23 protein-coding genes, 1 pseudogene and 1 riboswitch are annotated in these 23127 nt (G+C 48.3%); of the genes and pseudogenes, 18 read left to right on the forward strand and 6 right to left on the reverse strand.

The window, feature by feature from the left end; translation table 11 throughout:
* The first annotated feature begins 30 nt into the window (after positions 1–30).
* Together ACXADP_RS18020 and ACXADP_RS18025 are read left to right on the forward strand one after the other, a co-directional pair.
* Complete coding sequence (locus ACXADP_RS18020; RefSeq protein ID WP_027955674.1) at positions 31–1203, forward strand: ParM/StbA family protein; 1173 nt, start codon at positions 31–33, stop codon at positions 1201–1203.
* 18 nt (positions 1204–1221) lie between these two features.
* Positions 1222–1593 carry a hypothetical protein gene (locus ACXADP_RS18025; protein WP_474972083.1) on the forward strand — a complete coding sequence of 124 codons (372 nt, stop codon included), beginning with the start codon at positions 1222–1224 and terminating at the stop codon, positions 1591–1593.
* Positions 1594–1671: 78 nt separating this feature from the next.
* Here ACXADP_RS18025 and ACXADP_RS18030 read toward each other — a convergent pair whose 3' ends face one another.
* Positions 1672–2214: a CotY/CotZ family spore coat protein gene (locus ACXADP_RS18030; RefSeq protein ID WP_474972084.1), complete on the reverse strand. Its 543-nt coding sequence runs from the start codon at positions 2212–2214 to the stop codon at positions 1672–1674.
* 155 nt (positions 2215–2369) lie between these two features.
* Positions 2370–2563: riboswitch (cobalamin riboswitch) on the forward strand.
* 159 nt (positions 2564–2722) lie between these two features.
* On the opposite strand from ACXADP_RS18030, the gene ACXADP_RS18035 reads away from it, so the two are divergent.
* The 8 genes from ACXADP_RS18035 (at position 2723) to ACXADP_RS18070 (ending at position 9687) form a co-directional block, all read left to right on the forward strand.
* Positions 2723–2911: a hypothetical protein gene (locus ACXADP_RS18035; RefSeq protein ID WP_474972085.1), complete on the forward strand. Its 189-nt coding sequence runs from the start codon at positions 2723–2725 to the stop codon at positions 2909–2911.
* A 45-nt stretch (positions 2912–2956) separates the two neighbouring features.
* Positions 2957–4066 (forward strand): citrate synthase, encoded by a 1110-nt coding sequence (mmgD, locus tag ACXADP_RS18040; RefSeq protein WP_474972086.1) that lies wholly within the window; start codon positions 2957–2959, stop codon positions 4064–4066.
* A gap of 51 nt (positions 4067–4117) precedes the next feature.
* Positions 4118–5557, forward strand: a complete 1440-nt coding sequence (locus ACXADP_RS18045; protein ID WP_474967353.1) for a bifunctional 2-methylcitrate dehydratase/aconitate hydratase — start codon at positions 4118–4120, stop codon at positions 5555–5557.
* Between the two features lie 17 nt (positions 5558–5574).
* Complete coding sequence (prpB, locus tag ACXADP_RS18050; protein ID WP_474972087.1) at positions 5575–6495, forward strand: methylisocitrate lyase; 921 nt, start codon at positions 5575–5577, stop codon at positions 6493–6495.
* Between the two features lie 807 nt (positions 6496–7302).
* Positions 7303–7725 (forward strand): hypothetical protein, encoded by a 423-nt coding sequence (locus ACXADP_RS18055; protein ID WP_474967351.1) that lies wholly within the window; start codon positions 7303–7305, stop codon positions 7723–7725.
* A gap of 197 nt (positions 7726–7922) precedes the next feature.
* Entirely contained in the window at positions 7923–8426 is a 504-nt protein-coding gene (locus ACXADP_RS18060; protein WP_027955665.1) for a hypothetical protein, read from the forward strand.
* A 110-nt stretch (positions 8427–8536) separates the two neighbouring features.
* The gene (locus tag ACXADP_RS18065; protein WP_474967350.1) at positions 8537–8893 is read left to right on the forward strand and encodes a hypothetical protein; all 357 of its coding nucleotides are present in this window, start codon (positions 8537–8539) and stop codon (positions 8891–8893) included.
* A gap of 74 nt (positions 8894–8967) precedes the next feature.
* Positions 8968–9687, forward strand: coding sequence for a YheC/YheD family protein (locus ACXADP_RS18070; RefSeq protein WP_474972088.1), 720 nt, complete (start codon positions 8968–8970; stop codon positions 9685–9687).
* On the opposite strand, the gene ACXADP_RS18075 is transcribed toward ACXADP_RS18070, so the two are convergent.
* The gene (locus tag ACXADP_RS18075; protein WP_474972089.1) at positions 9684–11015 is read right to left on the reverse strand and encodes a YheC/YheD family protein; all 1332 of its coding nucleotides are present in this window, start codon (positions 11013–11015) and stop codon (positions 9684–9686) included. The genes ACXADP_RS18070 and ACXADP_RS18075 overlap by 4 nt on opposite strands.
* A gap of 108 nt (positions 11016–11123) precedes the next feature.
* Between ACXADP_RS18075 and ACXADP_RS18080 the strand changes: the two genes are divergently transcribed.
* The 6 genes and pseudogenes from ACXADP_RS18080 to ACXADP_RS18105 all read left to right on the forward strand — a co-directional run.
* Complete coding sequence (locus ACXADP_RS18080; protein ID WP_474972090.1) at positions 11124–12473, forward strand: YheC/YheD family endospore coat-associated protein; 1350 nt, start codon at positions 11124–11126, stop codon at positions 12471–12473.
* 20 nt (positions 12474–12493) lie between these two features.
* Entirely contained in the window at positions 12494–13717 is a 1224-nt protein-coding gene (locus ACXADP_RS18085) for an ATP-grasp domain-containing protein (RefSeq protein ID WP_474972091.1), read from the forward strand.
* A 10-nt stretch (positions 13718–13727) separates the two neighbouring features.
* Positions 13728–14750 (forward strand): YheC/YheD family protein, encoded by a 1023-nt coding sequence (locus ACXADP_RS18090; protein ID WP_474967345.1) that lies wholly within the window; start codon positions 13728–13730, stop codon positions 14748–14750.
* Positions 14751–14776: 26 nt separating this feature from the next.
* On the forward strand, positions 14777–15205 hold the full coding sequence (locus ACXADP_RS18095; protein WP_474972092.1) for a hypothetical protein: 429 nt from the start codon (positions 14777–14779) through the stop codon (positions 15203–15205).
* Between the two features lie 30 nt (positions 15206–15235).
* Positions 15236–16615 carry a UDP-N-acetylmuramoyl-tripeptide--D-alanyl-D-alanine ligase gene (locus ACXADP_RS18100; protein WP_474972093.1) on the forward strand — a complete coding sequence of 460 codons (1380 nt, stop codon included), beginning with the start codon at positions 15236–15238 and terminating at the stop codon, positions 16613–16615.
* 265 nt (positions 16616–16880) lie between these two features.
* Positions 16881–17048 (forward strand): annotated as a pseudogene (locus ACXADP_RS18105) (transposase); the annotation flags it as partial.
* 225 nt (positions 17049–17273) lie between these two features.
* Here the strand turns inward: ACXADP_RS18105 and ACXADP_RS18110 are convergent.
* Positions 17274–18590 (reverse strand): YheC/YheD family endospore coat-associated protein, encoded by a 1317-nt coding sequence (locus ACXADP_RS18110; RefSeq protein ID WP_474972094.1) that lies wholly within the window; start codon positions 18588–18590, stop codon positions 17274–17276.
* Positions 18591–18697: 107 nt separating this feature from the next.
* On the opposite strand from ACXADP_RS18110, the gene ACXADP_RS18115 reads away from it, so the two are divergent.
* On the forward strand, positions 18698–19789 hold the full coding sequence (locus ACXADP_RS18115; RefSeq protein WP_474967341.1) for a YheC/YheD family endospore coat-associated protein: 1092 nt from the start codon (positions 18698–18700) through the stop codon (positions 19787–19789).
* Positions 19790–19794: 5 nt separating this feature from the next.
* Here the strand turns inward: ACXADP_RS18115 and ACXADP_RS18120 are convergent, their stop codons facing one another.
* From ACXADP_RS18120 to ACXADP_RS18130, 3 genes are all read right to left on the reverse strand, one after another.
* Positions 19795–20172: a GNAT family N-acetyltransferase gene (locus tag ACXADP_RS18120; protein WP_474972332.1), complete on the reverse strand. Its 378-nt coding sequence runs from the start codon at positions 20170–20172 to the stop codon at positions 19795–19797.
* 241 nt (positions 20173–20413) lie between these two features.
* A complete protein-coding gene (locus tag ACXADP_RS18125; RefSeq protein ID WP_474972095.1) occupies positions 20414–20929 on the reverse strand; it encodes a CBO0543 family protein in 516 nt (171 codons plus the stop codon).
* Positions 20930–21010: 81 nt separating this feature from the next.
* Entirely contained in the window at positions 21011–21685 is a 675-nt protein-coding gene (locus tag ACXADP_RS18130; RefSeq protein WP_474972096.1) for an LbetaH domain-containing protein, read from the reverse strand.
* A 129-nt stretch (positions 21686–21814) separates the two neighbouring features.
* Between ACXADP_RS18130 and ACXADP_RS18135 the strand changes: the two genes are divergently transcribed.
* Entirely contained in the window at positions 21815–23014 is a 1200-nt protein-coding gene (locus tag ACXADP_RS18135; RefSeq protein WP_474972097.1) for a cytochrome P450 family protein, read from the forward strand.
* Positions 23015–23127: the final 113 nt, after the last annotated feature.

A 23127-nucleotide genomic window follows, 5' to 3' on the forward strand; every position in this document is an offset into this window, starting at 1 on the left:
CGCATATGCTTTAACGTCAGGAGGTAGAAAATGAAAAACGAGCATATTTTCTCTGTAGATATCGGGAACAGCTGGTATAAGATTCTCGCATCAGATGACGGTGGTTTCATGGATTATCAAATCCCGAACGCCGTCGCTTTGTTTGATGAAGAGTTTTATGAAATGCCGTATGACGAGGAAGATGTGGATTATGAAGAAAACATGATTGTGGAAATCAAGAGCCCAGCTATCCAGGACCGACGGAACATTTACTACATCGGCAAGTCAGCAGTGAAACAGAGAAATGTCAGCCTGACTTCTTTTAACAATCAAAAGGTTGATGAAGAACGGACGTACATTCTTCTTTTTGCTGCTGCTGCTTACCACGCCCTGCTCGGCAGTGGTTCAGAAAAGGATGTCGAGTACACGATCGATCAACTGGCGGTTTCCCTGCCGACCACCCAGTACAAGCGGCGGAAAGATACGTTGAAAAACCGCCTCACCGGTACGCATACAATCATTTTCCATAAAGTGCCCGGGATCCGCGAACCGAAAGAAGCCGTGGTAACCCTTCATATTGAGGATGTCATCGTCGGCGCGGAAGGCGCCCTCGCCTATCTGGCTCTTACCCGCGATCCCGAAACGCTCGCCGTCTCCGATGAATCACTCGTGAAAGAATCGGAGCGGGGCGTCATCATTGGAGACCTCGGAGGAGATTCCGTCGACTTTGTCGGTATCAAACATAATAAACCGGTAGCTTCTGTGGAGGGGGAGCCGTTCGGCATCAACCCTTTTCTCGATACCATCATACAAAAAGTAAGCCAGAATGAGCTGTACAGCTTCAACTCCAGATCGGAACTGGAAGAAAAACTGGCACGCGGCCAGTCGGAATGGTATGTAGAACCTTTTGCAGGCGTGAAAAAGGATATCAGCCGCTACATTCTCCCGCAGCTGCGATTGATGGCTGGAAAATACTTGGAGCATTTCGACCGCGTCCGTTCAAGTTCACACGAAATCAAGGGAGCGGCCCGCTACATCGCCGTCGGAGGCGCAGCGCAGATTGCCGAGCGTCAGATTCGTGAAGCTGCTGTGTCCTGGAGTGAAAAAGGACGCCCGATCGAATTGACATTCCCGGAGGAAATGGCCAAATTGAACGTACGGGGGCTGATGATTCTTGCTAAAATGCAGCTCTTCAGTAAAAAACAGACCGCTGACAGGTCATAAGGGCGAGAAGGTGAAACGATGCCACACACCTACCGTGATTACTTCAACGAAACCGTTGTCACCATACCTGAGAAATATATAGACGTCAGGACCGGACACGCGCAGGCTGTCGACGCGGATGTGATGAAAGAACTGGCCTACCACGCGGAAAACAATACGCTCCAGCACTTCCTTCTTTCTGCCCTGCACCAGTACTTATCCGCACCGGCAGCAGGACGCACCTCTGGAGGAGACCCTGTACTCGAAGAGCTCCGCACCATCAAAGAAATGCTCACCAAAGGCGCCTTCCCATCAAGCGCATCAAGCATAACAAGCGTCCCGCCCCTTGCTGGTTCTGCTTTCATCGATCAAAAAGAAATCGAAGACATGTTGGAAGCTTTCGGAGGCTGAATCAGAAAAGCCGGCTGCGGCCGGCTTTTTTGATGGAGTCGATTCAAAGCGACACTCTGTAGGAATCTTTTTTTCAGCTTAATGAAGGCGGACAGCCGGGAGACAGGTCACCGCACAAAAGCAGGATAAATCCACAGTGATGCAGATGCCCGTACCTGCCAGATCACGAACTTCTTTTCCATCAATCTGGCTGCATGCCGAGTGTTTCTGTTTTGAATCATTCTTCCAATCCGACTTAAATACAAGCAGTTCCAGGACCGCACACCCATCATGGACATCTTTCACTTTGAAGAGGTACGTATGGATACACTTGAAGGTTTCTTTTTTTGCATGACACGAATACGTTGCCACGCCTGTTCCCTTGAAGGGATCACAGCCGCAGTAAAGAATGACCGGCACGGTATTCTTTTTCTTTACTTTATGATCCCCGAGCAGAGAATCAATGGACTGCTGGCATGACGTGTGGCAGCTGTCTTCTTCCACTCTGTCCTGAGCATAAACAATCGCCTCCAGTACATCTTCCACACAGTTTTTGTAATGCTTTATTTTTTTGGATTTTCCACAGGGGTCCTTATGTTTATGGTCATAACTGTAACTTGAGCTTTCATAATCATAACTCATCGTTTTCACTCCTTATTCATTCAGTCCTGATAGTATACGCCGCACATCCCATTCTGTTTGATATGTGCGCCCATGCTGTCCTGAATAACTTTCTCCGGAATTTTAAATAAAATTGTTTATTTTCCAAATGTTTGCTATATTGAAAGAGAAAATTGAATAGCGTTGTAGATACAGGTTCCTTTTCTTTCACAGAAGAGGATTAATAGGGAAACCGGTGAAAATCCGGTGCTGTCCCGCAACTGTAAATGGGAGTGTTCCGTACATACCACTGTCTTCACAAACGAAGATGGGAAGGTTTCGGACTGCGATGACCATGAGCCAGGAGACCTGCCTGTATCAGCAGACATCAAAACCTACGAGGATAGGAGGTGTTAAGTGCGGTCAGATGGTTTCCATATGGGCAGTTTTCTGCCTGTTTGTTTACTTTTCAATACGTATACTTAACAACTTCTAAAAGGAAGTTGTTTTTTTATGGTCAATATTTTGTAAGGGATGAGGTGCATGCCTGTTGGCGTCGCTAAAAGAAGAATTTTTGAACCACTTGAGATCCGGTATCATGCTTTATGTTTGTAGTGGCACGCCACACACACTGGAGGATATGTATGAAGCTCTTCAGGATGGACTGACGGATAAGGACAACGATCTTGTGCATTTGGAGGAAGCTTACCAACAGGTACTTCAGGAAATGACCGGCTGATCTCACGTTTTTTGTAAGCGTTTACTCAATTAAAGGAGGAACCACATGGATAAAACGACGACGTTTCAACCCGGATTGAACGGGGTGATTGCTGCGGAAACGAAACTTTCCTACCTGGATGTAGAAGCGGAGGAAATCGTCATCCGCGGCTATGATCTGATTGAGCTGGCTGAAAAACAGCAGTACATCGACTTGATTCAACTTCTTCTGAAAGGCCGTCTCCCTGCCCGACCGGAACAGCAGGAACTTGAGGAAACCTTAAAATTAGAAGCCCCTCTTTCCGGCAGTTTGGTTCAACTATTAGCTAAGCTCCCTAAAGACACTCATCCTATGGACGCCTTACGGACCGGAATCTCAGCTCTGGCCGGGTACGATAAAAACCTCGGTGAGCGAAAAAACCTGGAACAGACGATCCTGCGTCTGCTGGCGAAAATTCCAGTGATGACAGCCGGCAGCTACCGCCTCCTACAGGAGAAAAGCATCCTGGAACCTGACCCGGACCTTTCCTACAGTGCGAACTTTTTGTATATGCTGACTGGCCGGGTTCCGGATGAGCAGGAAGCGTCGATTTTCGACCAATCCTTAATGGTGTACAGCGAACATGAAATGCCGAATTCCACGTTCACCGCCCGTGTCATTGCTTCCACCAATTCGGATGTATATGGAGCCCTCACAGGAGCTGTCGCTTCTCTTAAGGGGAACCTTCACGGCGGAGCCAATGAAGCCGTCATGCACATGCTGCTTGAAGGTGGATCTGTCGAAGGTTTTCGGCGGCTGCTGTTGGAAAAGCTCGCCCGCAAGGAGAAAGTGATGGGCTTCGGCCACCGGGTGTATATGAAGAAAATGGATCCCCGCGCCTCCTTAATGAAAGAAGCTCTGCGAAAGCTGGCAGCTGTAAAAAACAGAGAAGACCTGCTTGAGTGCTGTGAAGCAGGAGAAGAGTTAATGAAGGAAGAAAAAGGATTGTATCCGAACCTGGATTATTATGCCGCTCCTGTCTATTATCTGCTCGGCATCCCGATTGATTTGTATACACCGATTTTCTTTTCCGCACGCACGCTCGGCATTTGTGCTCACGTGGCCGAACAATATACGGATAACAAATTGTTCCGCCCACGGGTTCATTACACAGGACCACGGGGACTGCACCCTTAAAGAGCAGCCCCCTCCCTCATCAAATATTTCAAGCAAAGGTGGAGATGGAAGATGAATGAAACGCAAGTGCAGCAGACTGGGGCCGATCCAGTGCTAAGAGAAATTGCTTCCTATGCGGTGCACGGGGAAATTACAAGTGAAGAGGCGATGGAAACGGCTCAATACGTTTTAATGGATACGCTCGGGTGCGGATTTTTAGCGCTCCGTTATCCGGAATGCACGAAACATCTGGGACCGATCGTTCCTGGAACGATTGTGCCTGACGGGGCACGGGTTCCGGGGACATCCTATGTCCTCGACCCTGTCCATGCCGCGTTTAACATCGGCTGCATGATCCGGTGGCTCGACTACAACGACACATGGCTTGCAGCAGAATGGGGACACCCTTCCGATAACATCGGAGGCATCCTTGCTGCGGCCGATTATATCAGCCGGACACGCCTCCGTTCGGGACAGGAACCGATGACGATGCATGAAGTCCTCGAATACATCGTGAAGGCGCATGAAATTCAGGGAATTCTTGCCCTCGATAACAGCCTGAACCGGGAGGGACTTGACCATGTGCTCTTCGTAAAAGTAGCGACAACAGCTGTCGTGACCGCTATGCTCGGCGGAAAAAAGGAAGACGTTACAAACGCTGTATCCCAGGCGTGGATTGATAACTCCAGTTTACGTACTTACCGGCATGCCCCGAACACCGGGTCAAGAAAATCATGGGCCGCCGGAGACGCCACAAGCCGCGGTGTGCGCCTGGCATTGATGACGATGAAAGGTGAAATGGGTTATCCTACCGCCCTTTCTGCTGACGGATGGGGATTTCAAGACGTTCTGTTCAGCGGAAAAGAATTGACTCTTTCACGTTCCTTCGGTTCTTACGTTATGGAGAATATCCTATTTAAAATCTCCTTCCCTGCTGAATTTCACGCTCAGACGGCAGCGGAAGCCGCGATCCATCTGCACAGTCAGGTAAAGGATAAACTGGACGAAATAGAAAAAATTACAATTACCACCCATGAGTCAGCCATCCGGATCATTGATAAAAAGGGGCCGCTCCACAATCCGGCGGACCGGGATCACTGCCTCCAGTACATTACCGCCATCGGCCTCCTGTACGGCGAATTGAACGCCGATCATTACGAAGATGAGACCGCCCGGAACCCGGCGATCGATAAACTGAGAGATTTGATGGAAACCATCGAGGAGGAGGCCTATACCCGGGACTACCTTGATCCTGACAAACGTTCCATCGCCAATGCCGTCCAAGTATTTTTCTCAGATGGGACTTCCACAGACCCGGTTGCTGTGGAATACCCGATAGGTCACCGCAGACGCCGGGACGAAGGCCTTCCATTATTATTGAACAAGTTTCAAAACAATGTAAAAACCCGTTTTTCATTCAAACAGACGAATAAAATATTGAACCTGTGCGAAGATTACGAAGCTCTGACCAGGACGACGGTCCCGCAGTTTATGGACGAATTCCAATTGTGATGAAGGAGGAATGACCGATGACATGGCTCGTACAGACCGCCTCAACACAGAAAGAACGTGCTCAAGTATTTAAACATTTAATGAAAAGCGGGAACCTGTTGAAAATCCCCGGCGCCCATGATGGAATGAGTGCCAAAATCGCGAAGGACCTTGGTTTCCAGGCCCTTTACTTATCCGGAGCCGCTTATACAGCCAGTCAGGCGCTTCCGGATCTCGGTCTTATATATTCCAATGAAATGGCTGGGAAAGCCCGGGAAATCGTCCGGGCTTCCGACCTTCCACTTCTTGTTGATATCGATACGGGGTATGGAGGCGTGCTGAACGCGGCAAGAGCAGCGAAGGAGATGGTGGAATCTGGAGCCGCCGCTGTCCAGATTGAAGATCAGCTCATGCCTAAAAAGTGCGGCCACCTAAACGGAAAGCAATTGATCCCCCAGGAAGAAATGATGCAGAAAATCCAGGCCATCAAAGAAGCCGCTCCTGATTTAATTGTTGTGGCCAGGACGGATGCCAAAGCGGTCGAAGGAATCGATCAAGCAATCAACCGGGCCCAGTCTTATATAGAAGCCGGAGCCGACGCCATCTTCCCGGAAGCTTTCATAAGCGAAGAGGATTTCAAACGGGCCTCTTCTAATCTGAATGCTCCGATTCTCGCCAATATGACGGAGTTCGGACGGACCCCCTACTACACAGATGAGCAGTTTGCCTCCTTCGGTGCGGACATGGTCATTTATCCAGTTACTTCCCTGCGCGCGGCAGCGAAAGCCTATGAACGGGTCTTCTCTGAAATTATGGAAAAAGGTACGCAGGAGGAAAAGCTTCAGGATATGCAGACGAGACAGGAACTCTATGAAACCATTGATTATTATGACTACGAAGCCTTAGATGAAAAAGTAGCGAAAACCATCCTCCCGGAAATCGACAGCAGAAACAAATAACTCATCCATGGATCTAAACAAGTGTTCCATATCATCATGTAAAACCTGTCCGGTGTTGAACATTTGACCCGGGGACAGGTTTTACATTCACCGCTTAACCGCATCCACCACTTTAAGCTGGTTATCATGAACATTTCCTTTTAAAAAAGCTCTGTTAAAGTCTGTTGTTGTTAATTTAAATGATTACTAAATCGTCTCCGTCTGGAATTAGGGTCCGGTCCGTTGTTTACTCAGAGAATGGGATGGCAGGGAAAACCGTCCGCTTTCCGCGGGGAACGATGAGCCTCCTCGAACTTCGTTCTCCGGGGTCTCACCTTGTTCCTTTTTCCCGCAGGAGTCTACCTGTTTTCCCTGCCATCCCTTTCGTAGTGGTGTAACGGACTTCGGTTATATCCTTTCTAACTACCCTTCTTTGAAGAGGCGGCCTTGGGAATGGCGAGACTCCTGTGGAATGAAGGTACATCGTGAGACCCCGGAAGGCGCAGCCTGAGGAGGCTCACGGTACCCCACGGAAAGGGAGTCATTCCCAAGGCCGCCTCATACAAACCCCATGAGAGAAAGGGGTGATAGGAGCTCACATGTTAAATAACAACACCGAGCAATAACAAAGCTTTTAAAAAAGAAACGGGGGTTTCCTCCCGGACCGGTCCATTATGAATTTGACGACCGGCCACTTTAGTCAAAAAGTCCGTCTTCCGGCGGACTTTGCCTCTTTTTAAGGAGAAGAATGTAGTTTTAGCTTCAAACCTCCTGATCTTTTCTTTTATACTTAGAGGAAGTACAGAAAGAAAGGATAGGAAGCTATTGATGTTATACATATGGAAAATCGAAGAAATCATCCAGCAGACGATCAGCGACCATCAGCTCGATATCAACTGGGCCGCTGACAATCAATTGAAGGCTCCGATGAGCTTTAACGTCTCCAACAATACACTGACCTTTAATTACCTTGAGGTAAACGGCTTCATGAGCAAAGCCCATCTGGGCATCGCAAAAGAATCTTATGTACAGCTGATGGTTTGTCATGAACTGGGGTATTACCTTACGTTCAAAAAGCATAAGCACGACCTCCGCACACTCATGTACGGGGAAGACGAAGAAATTGCCGCATTGAAAGCGACGATTGAAACGAACGCCTGGGATTACGGAAGGACGCTCGTGCCTGAGTCATTGAAGGAGGCGTACGATCAGCTCCGCCGGCAGAACGAACAGCTCCTGCGGGGACTTTGATTGAATCCGTCCATTGGAACTATTCTTTCAGCCGTTTTTAAGGATTATAATAAAATCATCGTGTCGGAATAAAGTTCTTTTCCTATTTTTCTCATCTTTTTAGAGGATTTTTACTTTTTTTGGAGAAATAGTAAACTATAATACTTTGACTGTCACTGCTCTCATTGATTAGGCTTATAAAAAGGATGGTGGATGGTTTGTTCAAGAATCGTATATTCAAGAATATTCTATTCCAATGGATGCCGCATAAGGAACAGAGTGTTTGCGAGCGTAAACTCGTCAAGGCGATCAAGCGCTTGAAAATTGAAGATTTTCATTTCAACTGGGATCGGAACAGCTGTTTTATTGAGTTTTCCTACCAAGGAGAAGTGTACAGACTGGAACATTCGGTGGACAAAGCTAAGGAACGCGGGATTATCTTAAGAAATGGTCTGGACTGTCTGAATGAATTGACCCAGTCTCTGGAAGATCTCGGTGTCATCATCGACCGCGGCATGTACAATTTCGAAACGTGGATCATCGGAATGAGGCAGCCGAAAGCAGGAATATCCGCTGCAGAGTATGAAGAGGAGTTTCATATCCGGTATAAATCATCCGCTCCTAAAGCCCCTTCAGAATTCGCACGCCCTGAGGATGCCGCCGCATTCCGTGAGCCTTTACCTGAATACAACGATCAGGAAAAAAGCTATCAGCGATTTTAAAACAAAGAAAGCCTGAAGGTATCCCCTTCAGGCTTTCTTCATGAATTCTCCCCCCACACAGACACTTCCCTTTCCTTCACATATAGTAGAAAAATAAGGAGGTGTTGATCATGGGGGTCAATACAGGATGCAGCGCAGAATTCTGGGGGGCACTTCAAAATATCCCTCAATGGCCGGAAGCTTATTCCATATGCGACCGTGTGAATACCGTTTTCGATGTCTGCATTTACAAAGATAACCTCAACCTTTTATTCGCTCTCAATCTTCCCATCCCTTCCACCCCGACACAGGAACTGGCTCTGGAAGGAACAGCCGCTCTTCTCAATGCCGCACATCCACTCGTGAACTATCCACTTACCGAAGATGAAGTCATTGCGATTTTCCAGGAAGCTGTTGAAACAGAAAGCTATGAAGAAGCCATCAGCCTGTTCGCTGCCTACAACAACCTCTACTGTCCACTGTCATAAACCAACAGTTTGGACCCATCCCCTGAGTTTCAGGGGTTTTTTTATCATGCGGGTCCGGGAAAGGAACGTATCACATGAAGACGAGCAAGTGGAGAAAATATCAATGGATGAAGCAGTCCGATGACCTCCGCCCTTTTCTGCCGGAAACGAAACGACTCACCCCCGATACAATGGTGGATATGGTGAAGAGACATAAACAGGTCATTTTAAAGCCTGCGCGCGGATATAAAGGCCGGGGGGTCATCCAGCTGTCCGATTTAGGGAACGATTCCTTTGAATGGCACGTGAATCATAAAAAAATCCGGTCCTCCCGTTTATCCGGACTTTATGAGCATTTTACCAACACGTACAGCACCGGACGTTACTTGATCCAGCAGAAAATCTCCCTCGCTGAAATCGACGGATGTCCGTTCGATTTCCGGGTTATGGTCCAGAGGAAATCAGCGCAGACCGACTGGCATGTAACAGGAAAGCTCGCCAGGGTCGCAGCCGCCCCTTTTATCGCCACCAACTATACAAAACAAATGCTGCCTGCGGAACAAGCCGCATCTGCGGTCATTGGAAAAGCAGCGGCCGTGGACCTTATGAAGCGGATGGATCAGCTCGGTTTACATGCTGCCCACCACATCGCTCCTTATTATGTGGAGCACCGGCTTTTCGGTCTCGATATAGCCATAGATAAGGACGGTCATTTATGGATCATTGAAGCCAATACGAAACCGGATATTGGGATGTTCAGAAATTTACCGGACCTTACTGCCTATAAGACGATCCGTTCCTACAAAAAGGGTTAAGCTTTACCCGAAAATCCGGTCAACGATTTGGCGTAGGCGAGCGGGGAACGGTAGATGCTGTGCTTCAAAGATTCATCCCCGATCCTCACAAGGCTGGCGTGGCCATAGTTGGCATTCACTTCGAGAAAATAAAGATCTCCCTTGTCACTAATGATGAAATCGAGGGCGATATCCCCAAAGTGACCGACGGACTCATCCAGACGGGCGGCAGCCAGCAGACAGGCGGCTTCCACTTTTTTCTCCAGTCGTGCGCGTTCTTTTTTTCCAATTCCGTAAAACTGTTGGAGAGCGTCCGGCCCTTTCATCACTTTTTCGGTATACCTCAAATTGGTGATGACACTTCCCGTCCGGGCGATTCGTCCCACAAATCCGCGCATCTTCCACGAAGAATCAGGATCTTTTTGAACATAGGCTCTGAAGTCCACTTGTTTTCCATCCATTGCATAAGGAACTCCTTGTTGAATCAGTCCTCTTTTCCTGTCGGGAATATCCGAGAGATACGCTTTCAACTGATCCCCGCTGGAAAATACCTCCTGCTTCTGCTCTCCTTTCAGAACCCTTGTGACGATATAGCGGTTGTCTTTCTTTTTCATTTGAATCATGCCATACCCTTTGGCACCGAACTTCCGTTTCCAATAAACGATGGAATATTGATCCATCAACATCATCAGCCGTTCGTCTGTGGAATATTTTTCTGTATGGGGTACAAGCTTTTCTGTCGCCGGGTCCTGTCTGAGCGCACAGTAAAACCCCCACTTTCCGGCACCTCTTCGATTAAAAAAACGTCCGGAGGTCAAATCATCCAGCAATCGATAGGTCCGCTCTCCACCGGCACTCGGACGGCTGAACACAGCACTTGGAAAAGGAAAAGTCCCCATACAGAAGCCGTTTTCCACACCGGCAAAGCCATATCCGGTCACCGACTCCCCCTTCGATCGAACTCCATTCCTCGGAAAAACAATGACAAGGCCTTTTAAGTTTTTGTAATCCACCACCCAGCGGCGCATAATCCTTAAGACACTCGGACGGATGTTTTCCAGAGAAGCCCCTCTTAAAATCCCAAGGACCGGACCAAGATGAAAGCCATCTTTTTCAGACATCCATTCAAAGTCAATATCCTCAGGAATGGTCAGACCATGAAGCAGGTCATGGGAAAACTCCACCACATCTTCGTTCACATGGTTGTGGTAAAAGACAGAGGTGCTCCGCTTCCAAAGACCAAGGTGAACATCCAAAGAAGTCCCCCCCTCCCGGCCCAGCACTTCTTTCATAGAAGGATGGAAAGCAACGGACGCCCGGCTCAGCTCTGCATTCTTTTTTATAAACAAAGGGCTCCCTCCAACTTGTAAAAACCATCGTAGTAAAAGTTAGTCACACGCTTCTATTGTCCACGAATACCATATGCTGTACCTCAATCCAATGAGAGGGGATACAGGATGCACGGCGCCATTCACATTCAAAAAGAACATGGGGAAGGGCGGGAGTTCCACCTCCCACACCCCATCCTTCAACAGCTGTCTATTCAGGAGGAAACTCCGATGATCGTCGAGTTCGGTTCAAAAGCTGCGGCTGTCACGATAAAAGGAACGAAGGAACGACACGCACGCCTTTTCTCACGGATTGCGGATGAACTGCTTTTCCCTGACCAGGGACGTTTTCAACTGCGTCATGATGAGGGTCATCTCAGGATCGGTCCTCATTTAGGAATATTAGCGGCAGGCAGGGAAAAATACCTGCCCGGTAAAAGAAAACGGTTCAACCATGTGCTGCAGAATGATCCGCTCCAAAACGGCATCCTCACCATTTTTTCTATGGACAGTATTCAATCCAGGCACACGCAGTTGAGCGGATACATGTATAACCCCCTTGATGAAAGCTGGGAGAAAAGACTTCTCCCCTACCCCGATGTTGTGTATAAGCGCATGTCGTTGAAGAAAGAGCTGAAGTTGAGCTTCGAACGTCACGTAAGCGGTGCCGTCTTCAATCAAGCGGTTTATTCGAAATGGCAGGTCTATCAGTACTTAAAGAAAGATCCAATCCTCCTTTCGCACCTGCCTCCTACCGCTCTTTATACAGGAGGTCCCGAGGCCGTCGATTGGATGAATCAGTGGGGATCCTTATTTTTAAAACCTGTCAAAGGGTCATTCGGCCGTAAAACCATTCACATTTCCCCTTCTGCCGGGAGCCGGACATGGCATGTACGGACGAGGGAAAATGGAATGAACTTGGAGAAATGCCTGCCTCCGGAAGAAGCAGCCAACCATCTGGATAAAATCATCGGTCGAAAACCCTACCTTGCACAGAAATGTCTGGACATAGCGTTCAATCACCAAGTGATCGATTACCGGGTCTACCTGCATAAGGATAGGCAGGCTCAGTGGAAAGCTGCTGGATGGGTCGCTAAAACAGGTGCTCCACAAAGCATCATCAGCAATCACGCCGGCGGTGGTCAGGTCTCTTCCGCAGAGGATGTGGTGAGGTCTTGCTTTTCCCTTTCCAAAGAAGAGATCGACCATCTCCGTGAAGAGATCTTTTCCGTGTGCTGCCGGGCAGCTGAACGCTTAGAGGAGGAGTCCGGCACCGTTTTTGGCTATTTTGGTGTGGATATTGCTTTGGATCAAAAAAGAAAGATCTGGCTGATTGAAATGAATCACCGGTATGTGGATGACCGGCTCCCCCTTTATGCAGGAGATCATGCGTTGTATTGGCACATACAAAAATCCTACGTAGATGCATTGAAAGGTATGTGTGGTTTTCCACAGGAACATCTCCCGGGCCCCCGGTAAAGAAAGGGACATGGAAGGTTATGGACTGCATCGTCTTTTTAGAAACACACAAATCCGGATCCAGCAGAGATGCCATCGAGGCAGCCGTGCAGATGGGGTATTTCACCATCCTCCTCACTCAGCAGCTGAAGAAGATGTACCAGCGCGAAGAGTATCCCGATGTGCATCAAATGATTTTCGTCAAAGATTTACAGGATAAAAACGTCATTTACGAGCAGCTGGCGATTATAAATAAACAAGAAAAACATATCAAAGCCTTCGTTAGTTTCGTCGACCCTTTTGTTCGTCTGGCTGCAGAAATGGCAGCTGAACTTGGTTTAACTTCCCTGTCTGTTTCCGCGTTGTATCATATGGAAGATAAAACAAGGTTCAGGGAAATTTTAAACGGACACCCCGCGGCTCCGAAGCATGCGGTTCTACCTTTGGAGAAAGATGCTGATCCATTGTTTCATACTTACGCCGATCAACTGCCCTTTATTTTGAAGTCCCCGGTTTCCAATGGCTCCAAAGACGTTCTCTTAATCAAAGACAAGGAGGCTTTTCTGGATGCCTGCACCTATTTCAAAAGGCAGTCCGGTCTGTCCTCCCTCCTTCTAGAAGAATATGTGGAAGGTCCCCAGTATCTGATCGAGATCATTGTCGACCATGGAACGGTTCAGCTGGCCGCTGTCATTGAACAGATCATCTCAAAAGAAGCCCGCTTCATCATCACCGGCTATCTTATGCCGGCGCCGCTCTCTGATTCATGTACCGAAGAACTGCAGACGACCATCGAAAGTATCGTTCACCATCTGGGGCTCACGCATGGCACATGCCACGCGGAAATGAGGAAGACGCCCTCCGGGTGGAAACTGATTGAAATCAACCCCCGGATATCCGGGAGTGCTGTCAACCAGCTCATTTATGAATCCACCGGCATTTCTTTAGTAAAGGAAACGTTGAAGTTGAACCTGGGAGACAGGATTGACTGCACCCCGAAGAAACAGCTCTCCGCCTATGCTCACTTCATCACCATCCAAGGCAGGGGAAAGTTGATGAAAGTAACGGGAAAACAGAAAGCCAAAACGATGGAGTCTATAAAAAAAGTCTACGTAAAGCCGCGCAGAGGATCGATTTTGTCCGCTCCCGTATCCATGGGACACCGTTATGCGTATGTCATCGCTGCTTCACCGGACCAGGACGAAGCTGTCAGCGCAGCAAAATCAGCAGCGGAGAAAATCAAATTTCATTTAGAACCGATATAGGGTGTGGAATATGACACGGATCGGAATGCTTCATTACCGCCAAAAACCGCATCACGTCACGAAAGCTTTTGCTTATGCAGCTGCCGCAAAAATGTATGGATCAGATTTTTTCTACTTCTCTTATTCAGGGATTGATTTTGACCACAGACGCATCAAAGGGTGGATTTACCAGGAAGGATCCTGGCACGAAAAGGATCTCCCCTTCCCTGAAGTCATCATCAATATCAGTGCGCCCAGATCCTCAAAGCACAAGGCCGTCAGCCGTGCTCTCCGCAGACAGATCCCGTTTATCAGCCGATCGATTGGCAGCAAGCTGACTGTCTATAACAAAATCAAACGAGGAAAGACGTTTGCGGGCCACCTGGTTCCCAGCCACCCGCTTCAATCAACGGAAGATGTCCATTTGTTTCTTCAAGCTCATCCGGAGGCCGTCATCAAGCCTCACTCAGGCCGGAAAGGAGAATCCATCCACTTCATTACAAAGCTTGAGGATGGATCGGTGACCTGGCAGACCGGATTAGAGAAGCAGACCTGTCCGCGGGAGGTTTGGGAAAAGAAAGTCACCGACCTTCTTCAAAACAAAAAATATTTGATTCAGCCGTATATCGACAGTCGGACGAATGCGGGATTCAGCTATGACTTCCGCCTGCATGTCCATAAAAATAAAGAAGGCCGGTGGCAGACGGCCTTGATCTATCCACGAATCAGTGGAACCAAGCGATTAACAAGCAATGTCAGCCGTGGCGGCTACCGTGGAGAGCTTGTGCCCTTCCTAAAGGAAGAATTCGGCCGTGAATATTACAATATCAAACAGCTCCTTGAGTACTTTGCCGTGCAGTTCGCCACGCATTTCGAAACATTATACCCCGGACGTTCTTTTGATGAACTCGGGATTGATGCAGCCGTTGACCGCCATCATAAGCTGTGGATTTATGAAGTGAACTGGCGCCCTGGAAGCCGTCACAGGGAGTTTTCCATTGCCCGGCATATGATTCCTTATGCTTGTTACATGGCTCAGCAGTATAAGAGCTGAAAGCTGATCGAAAGGGGATGGAAAGGTTGAAGGATCATACGAGTCTATTGAAAAGCTTTGAAATACTTTATCAACAGCAGCGGGAACTTCAGGGAGATCCCTCAGATCCATGCAGCCCACTCCTGGCTAAACTCATGCGTATCGACACCATCCCCTTCTGCTTCTATGGACAGCACTCCTCCATCCCGTTCTCCGCAGAGGGAACCACGCGTGGAGAAACGTTTCAAACGTGGTGTTTCCGCATTGAAGCCATTGATAAACAAGAAAAAAACGTCCTTCTATCCCTTCTTCAGCCTTTTACGATTTACGGGGAACCTGCAGGATGGATGGAAGAAATCTATGCCTTAAAGAGGACGGAGTGTCTGATAACCCGGCCTGTTCATTCTATTTCCTCCCTCTCCTGTTTGAATATCGATTTACTGAAACGGGACATTATCGTGGAGCCGAAATGGTAGAATTCCGGCTCCTGTGCAAAGGAGAATCCTGTGAGAAAACTATCAGTACGTGACCTTGTGAAAGAATTGGATGGTGTGGTTGTACGTGAGGGCTCCCTGTCCGTTGTGAAAAGTGTCGTCACCCGTGTGAAGAAAGTAAAGCCAGGCTGCCTATACTTCTGCCTGGATGCAAAAGCACCGGCGGCCCAGGAGACAGAGCAGCTGCCATCGTGTGTGATAATCACAAGCCGCCCGAAAAGACTTCCATCCCTCCGCGGGAATATTACGGTTATTCAAGTGAAAAAAACAAGGGAAGCCTACCATCACTTCCTCGCCTGGTACCGCCGCCTCCTTTCCATTCCTCTCCTTGCCATCACCGGCAGTTATGGAAAAACGACGACGAAAGAGATGGTCAAGTATCTGTTATCAGAGCATCACCACGTAAAAGCAACGAAAGGAAACTACAATCTCTTCCGTTCGAACGCCGGGGTTTTCACAAGGATGAACGAGCATACCGATTTCGGCATCTTCGAATTCGGCGTTGGAAAGAAAGGGCATCTGGAGAAATGTGTCCGCTGTTTCAGCCCCTTTTCCGTGTTGATAACCGGGATCGGAACGGATCATATTGAACGCTATGGATCACAGCACTTGTATGCTGAGGAAAAAGCTGAACTACTCAAAGGTGCGGGAGTGGATCAACCTATTTTCCTGAATTCAGAATGTGACCATTCCAAGCGCTTCGCTCGATCCCTTCCTCCCGGGCAGATCATCTGGTTCGGGACCGGTGAACAGGCGGATTTCAGAGGATCCCACATCAGATATTCGGAGGAAGGAATGACGTTCACCCTCACCCATGCTGAAGAAAACTATGAAGCCTTCGTGCCTGCTTTTGGACTTCATATGGTCCGCAATGCCCTCGGCGCCATAGCTGCCGCCCATACCTTCGGGGTGGATATCGAAACCCTGCTGCAGCGACTCCGAACCTTTCCACCTTTGAAACGCCATTTAGAAATCACCAACGGCCTGAACGGATCCATATTAATTGATGACTCCTGGAACTCCAACTCCGGTTCCATCGAAGCTGCCCTTGCCGTATTACAGGAAAAAGCACGCGGGAAAAACAGTGTAGCTGTGCTCGGACAGATCAATGAGCTGGGCCCTGAAGAAATTCAAGAGCATAAGAAAATCGGACGCCTCATTTACAACAACCAGCCCGGACGGCTCATTACTATCGGAGAACGAGCGGCCGTCATGGCCAGAGAAGCTGTGAAATGCGGGATGAGAGCGCGTCACGTATATATGTGCGGCACACCAGAACGAGCGCTTGAGCTGATTCAAAAATTTGCAGATGACCAGACCGTGTGTTTAATTAAAACATCAATGCGGGACTCCTATAGTCATTTCATCCGCGTCCTCAAAGACGAAACCTAAAAAAGCAGCCCTTCCCTTTATGGAAGGGCTGCTTTGGCTGTAGAAAAAGCCTGTGTTAACCAGTTAGAGTTGCCCATTTGTCGTGTGAAAGGTCACTTTCCGCTTATCGGTGGATGAATGCCGCGGGCACGCCCTCAGCTAACTTGGTCAGGAAGGTCGCCTGCCCAAGTGGATCTTCGGCCTGTGCTGTTCCCGCAGGCATCACCACCGAACGCTCCTCGTGCCGACATTAGAATATAGAGGAGAGAGAGATGTTGCCCTAAGCAGGTTCGCAGATTCAAAAGAACGGCATGGGCTGCGCTATTGCTGCTTGCGTGGAAAAGAAAAAGGGGAGGAACAGGCGCTGATGAAGGCTGCCTGCCTGAATATGAAAAAGATTGTCCTCCATCCAGCCAAGGTGAGTTGGGTGAAGGAGAGTCTTTTTCAATGTTAAAGAACTCCCAAGGAGCGGTGCCCCTTCCACTCCTGCGGAAGAACGAGTGGTCCGAGATCACCGAGCGTGGTTTTTGCGAGGAAGCTCGGGCGCTCGTCCGCGGAAAGGGAAGGGGCCTTCGCTCCTGGCGGCAAGAAAGAAAAAATCTCGTAAAGAAACAGGGGTCTCTCTACAAGCTGATCAGCCCTTCCATTCATGGAAGGGCCCCTTCTTCCTTTGCTGCTCTTATTGAAAGCCCGCCACTCGTTTCGCATACAGCATATTGGCTGTACGAATACGGTTGGCAAGTTCTTTGTCTCCCGTAAAAGAAGCGACAAAATCATTCGGATTCCGATGATTGATTTCGATCAACCACACACGCCCGTGTCGATCCACACCGATATCGATGCCCAATTTACAATAGTGGAAACCGCAGTTCTCGATGACCTCCGACGCTCTTAGAGCCAGCTCCTCGATCTCACGGATTAGAGAAGACACTTTTTCCTTATCCTTAAACATCCGCTCCAGCAGGACGACCGCAGGTTCAATCTTCCCCCCTTGATGACGGTTACTGACAATCTGACCTTCCTGGCTGATCCTTCCCATCAGAGCAAAGTTCTCCCAGCTTCCTTCCCCGTTTTTCACCATAACCGCCCGGAAATCATTGACCCTCCCCTCATATTGAAGGTCGAGGCCCTGCTGAACGATCACCTCACTGCCCGCAAAGACGTCCTTTAAGAAAGTCAGCCCGTCTTCAGATCGAGGGAATAAAAACTCTTTTTTATCTTCGGAATGAATATAGATCACCTTTATCCCTTTCTCTGTACGCAGCACCTTCGCCACACGTTTTCCCTGCATCCCTTTTACGGGCTTTATATAAACACAAGAATGAGCCTCCAGCATCTCAAGAAAATCTACTGAATGCTGGAAAATCTTCGTTTCGGGAAGGTACGGCTTCAAAAACGAGGAGGACTGAAACCACGTATACATTTCCCACTTGGTAAACGTTCCGGAGTGAAAAATACGGTCTCCGATGAATTGGTGAAATTGCTTCTGCCATTTCTTCTTTAGTGGAACACGCTTGAAAATGACCTGTGGAAACGGATAGATTCCTGCCGTCCACTCCCTTTTCACAGGATCAAAAAGATACCCAGCCACCAGCCGTTTATCCACGTCCACCGCTTCATTGGAAAAAGCAATGACAGCTCCACCAAAGGATTCGTAGTTCTTCACATAACGACGCAGCTTGTGCAGCATATCCTGCAAACCTTCCAGGCGGCTGGAGGCAACGATTCCTATAATAGGTCCAATATGAATGGTGTTTCCCTCACATTTCACTTCATAATGGGGCTGCGTGGGAATCATCAGGATACCGAGCGCATCCTCTGACAAAACCATCTGACCTGGGTCTATCCGTTCGGATGTCTGCAGCACCCCCTGACAGGACTGCAGTCCGAACTCCCAGGTGTATACCCGGCCGTCCTCCAGCCCCTCTTTCAAGGCGGATGATGGGTGAAGCGTGATGGCTGTTCCCATCCCCTCTCCTTTATTCACGTGATACATACGTGTCCCCCCTGTTCATTTTCCGTCTTCTTTTATATGTATGAACAACAGGAAAGAACATATCTTTTCTTCCTTCTGTATACATAGGATAAATGGAAACCCGGGAGGTGAGACATATCGTAAAAAAAGAGACCATCGGCATCATCCTGCCTGACAGCACCTGCGACCGGCTGGCAGAGGAGGGAAGTCAAATCAATGTCCGTGCATATCAGGAGGCGGCGGACCAGTTCAAGTTGACGGCCGCCTTTTTCAAGGTGAAAGATGTCCAACCCGGCAGGTCGACAGTAAAAGCATGGATCAGCAGTGAACATCGATATGAACAGCGGACGATTCCTCTTCCACAGATCTTGTATTCCCGTGGCTTTTTGTCCAGGAAGCAGCAGAGGTTCCTAACTGAATCAGGCATCATCTTCTACAATCACAAAGGCTTTAAACACGATAAATACCGGATGCATACGATGATCAAAAAAGACCCTGAGCTTCGCCACTGTCTGCCGCGGACAGCAAAAGCAGACCCAGCCGTTTTAAAAACCATGATGGCCTCTTATGATTCTGTCCTCTTGAAGCCTGTCAACGGCAGCCTGGGTGCTGGAATTATGCATATAGAGAAGATCTCAAAGAACAGCTGGCGGTTGGAATACCAGGTGAAACGAAAGCAGTGGAAACTTGAAACGTTCCAGGAGGAAATGCCTGAAGTGATCTTGAAAGCCTTCGATGCCAGGCCTTATCTCATTCAGGAAAAGATTCAGCTTGCTGCCTGTGAAGGAAGGCCCTTCGACCTGCGCGTCGTTGTCCAGCGCAATCACACCGGAAACTGGGTGGTCGCCGGTATTTTATGCAAGGTGTCACCGAGTAAGGATCAATTCATCACGAATCTTAGTCAAGGAGGGCAGTCGCTCAGCTTTGAAGAAGTTTTCACCCACCATCCTGACTTCCCACTGATTCCAACAAGAGATGGTATTGAACAAAGGGCTGTCCAGCTGGCCCGCCACATCGACAGGTATGCCAAGCACATTGCAGATATCGCTTTCGATCTGGCTCTGGATACTTCCGGGCGGGTGTATTTCATCGAATGCAACTTCCGCGGTCGTTACGGAAATGTCCGCTATAAAGGAAAACGCCTGGAGGAATGGAAGGCCAAACATACCAATCCCATCGGATACGCTCGATTTTTATACGATCAAATGAAACACCCCTGATTTGATCAGGGGTGTTTCATTTCCATATAGGTGTACCTTTTCAGCCTTCCTTTCCGCTTGAATCCATACGTTTCATACATGGGCCGGCTGTTTGTATTGCAGTATGCATACAGTTTTTCCGCTTGCAAGGAGCGGACACGCTTCAGCCGCTCTTCAAAAAGACGGCGGTACACGCCACGCCCGCGGAACTCTTCCAGAACGAGATCGCTTTTACATTTGATCCCGTATTTAGTCCGACGGAAAGCACATACGCCGGCGAGTTTTCCTTCACAGTAGGCTCCGAGCCAGGTCGTCGCTCTTGTCTTCCTTAATTTCAAAGACTCCTTTTCAAATGCTTCTTTCAAGGGCAGAACATCTCTGAAACTGATTTCCTTCATCTCCATGTCCAACACGTGAAACTCCTCTGCCTTTTTTCCTACTATATTCCGCCGTGGTGTCACGTGCGTGGATGCACATAAAAAAGGCTGCTGAGAATGAACTCAACAGCCTTCCTACATCTATTTCCTTTTGTTGATGGTATGTCTGCCGATGTACATCCACATCGATCCATAGGTAAGGAAAAGAAGAATCAGAAACAGCGGCACGGACAAAAGATCCCGGATGACCATAGATTCCATCCCCTTTTTATTTTAAACTGTCCAGAGGAAACGGGAAGCATACGTAAAACAACACAGCAATCGGAACAGTCAGAATCAAAGCGAGAGACGAGCGTTTGTAATGAACCGCAAGGATGAGGAATAATAGAGTATTCAGCGGGATATTAAGCCAGTTGTTCCACCCATGATCATAAACAAACATCCCTTTCATGGAAAACAGCCACTCCAGCGCCGTGTAGAAACCAATCCAGACGGCAAAGTAATAGACGCGGGCGGTCTTCGAACCCGGCATCCGCTGCAGAAAAATGACAAGACCAGCCGGGCAGATGATGAACGTGAATGCAGCGTTGATGATCGAATGGTTCAGCCACTCCAGTGTAATCCCCCGGAAAGCCCACAGCGTATGATTGTAGTAAAAATAGTTATAGAGAAAGTTAGAAAGCATAAAGAATAACACCGTCGGGTACTGCCGCCGCCACTGGGTCCAGTCAATGAACCTCCACGCAAACAAAACCCAGACGATAATGACAAGCAGTAAGTACATCGTTTATCCACTCCAATGAGTCAATTACCATCATTGTCGTCGATGACCGCCATTTTTATACTTGTCCCCTACGTAAAAACCTTAATAAAATTTCGCATGGAAGTAATCATCGAAATAACTGCTGGGCTTTGTTTTAATAACGAGATGCGGAGACCTCCCGAACACAAGACTATTGGCCGGAACATCTTCATCCTTAATATAGGAGCCGGCACTAACGATCGTGTTCCTTCCGATCCGGCAGTTTCCAATGACGACCGCTCCCGCGAGCAGAGACACCCTTTCCTCGAACACCGGGAAAATATTATGGTTATTTCCAACCGTAATGTGCTGGGAAAACACGAAATCGTCGGCATACACCGCCTTTCCAAGAACAGTGCCTACTGGATGATCAAGGAAAAAGTAGTCCGGCAGCTCCACCTCATAATAAAGATCGACGGCATTCAAAACCTTATTCAAATAATAGATGCGTTCCGCCAGTGAAAACGCCTCATATTCACGTAGGACTCTTGATAAATAATAAAGAAAGACCGTATACTGTCCTGAATGAAAAGGGTTGAAGTATACCTCGCCATCTTTTCTATAGTACTTGTTCCGGCTGCGGGAAAAGTTCACGGCCGTTTTTCCAATCGCTTTCCCTACAGCAGATGCCAGGATGTTTCTTTCCCTTTTGACATGGTATAAGAACAAATGGTCCAGCTGTTTTTCAACCAAACAAATGAGATCTTTTACCGGAACAGCTGTCTTCAGTGCCCCCACTCCTCTTCTCACATCGTTTGATTACAATGTACGCCGCTGATTTCCTGATATGCGTAAAACGGTTCGTTTGTGAGGCGTCTTCTCATCCTTTATACTTCATATATAAGGATGAGAAGGAGGAATTTGGAAATGGGAGAAATGGAAACATTGTATTCCTCACAGTTTAAAACAGGGGCTTATCCGTTTTATGAGGATAAACGAACATCAAAGCCCGTCTTCCCGATGTCAGAAGACAACGGGTATACTTCCTGGCTTGTGACGAAATACGATGATGTCAAAGAACTCTTGAAATCATCGAGCTTCATTAAAGATCAAAGCCGCCTATACGCCACCAGAGACAAACCCTCCCCGGAGGAAGGGTTGAATATTTTCGAAAATATGATGCTTGATGCTGACCCTCCTGATCATACAAGGCTGCGAAAGCTCGTCCAGCCTTATTTCAATCCAAAGACAATCAAACTTTTAGAACCACGTATTCATGAGATTACGGATGAACTGCTCGCTGAAATGGAAAGTAAGACAGCGCCGGTCGATTTGATTGATGATTTCGCTTTTCCGCTTCCGATTATTGTGATCAGTGAAATGCTTGGTGTGCCTGTCGAAGATCGTGAGAAGTTCCGCAAATGGTCCAACACCATCGTGGCCGCCTCTGATAACATGGCTGGTGATTTCGTAGAGGATGTCGAAGCATTCACTCTTTACTTAACCGATCTTTTTGAGAAACGCCGGGCTCATCCCAGGGAAGACTTGATTTCCTATCTGCTTCAAACGGAGGATGAAGGCGATCAGCTGAGTAAGAATGAGTTGTATTCCATGGTCGTCCTGCTCATCATTGCCGGGCATGAAACCACCGTCAATTTGATCGGCAATACGATGTATGCGCTCTTTGAACATCCCGATCAACTCGAGCAGGTAAAAAAGAACCTATCGCTCGTGCCCCAAACCTTGGAGGAAGGCCTGCGTTTCTATAGTCCCGTCGATTTCTCCACAGCACGCTGGGCCGCGGAGGATATGGATTTTCACGGAGAAACGATTAGAAAAGGGGACTTCATCATGGCCTCGATCAGCTCAGCGAACCGGGATGAAGAGAAATTCACCAACGCCGATTGTTTTGATATCACCCGGCAGAAAAATGCCCACGTGGCTTTTGGTTTCGGCATTCACTTCTGTCTTGGTGCTCCACTTGCCCGCATGGAAGGAAAAGCCGCTGTCGAAAAACTGCTGCATACCTTTCCAGATATCCACCTGGCCCCCGAACGTGAGCGTCCGGAATGGCGTCCCGTCTTCCTGCTCAGGGGCCTTCAGTCTCTCCCTGTCCAGCTTTCCTGAAGAAAAGAATAAAACCAGGTCCGCATCATTTCAGCGGGCCTGGTTTTATCTCTGCTCTACTTGAAAGAGCCCCGGATCAAAAAAGTGACCATACAAAAAGACGCCTCAAGGAG

The organism is Halobacillus sp. AWH4_228 (genome assembly GCF_056158365.1).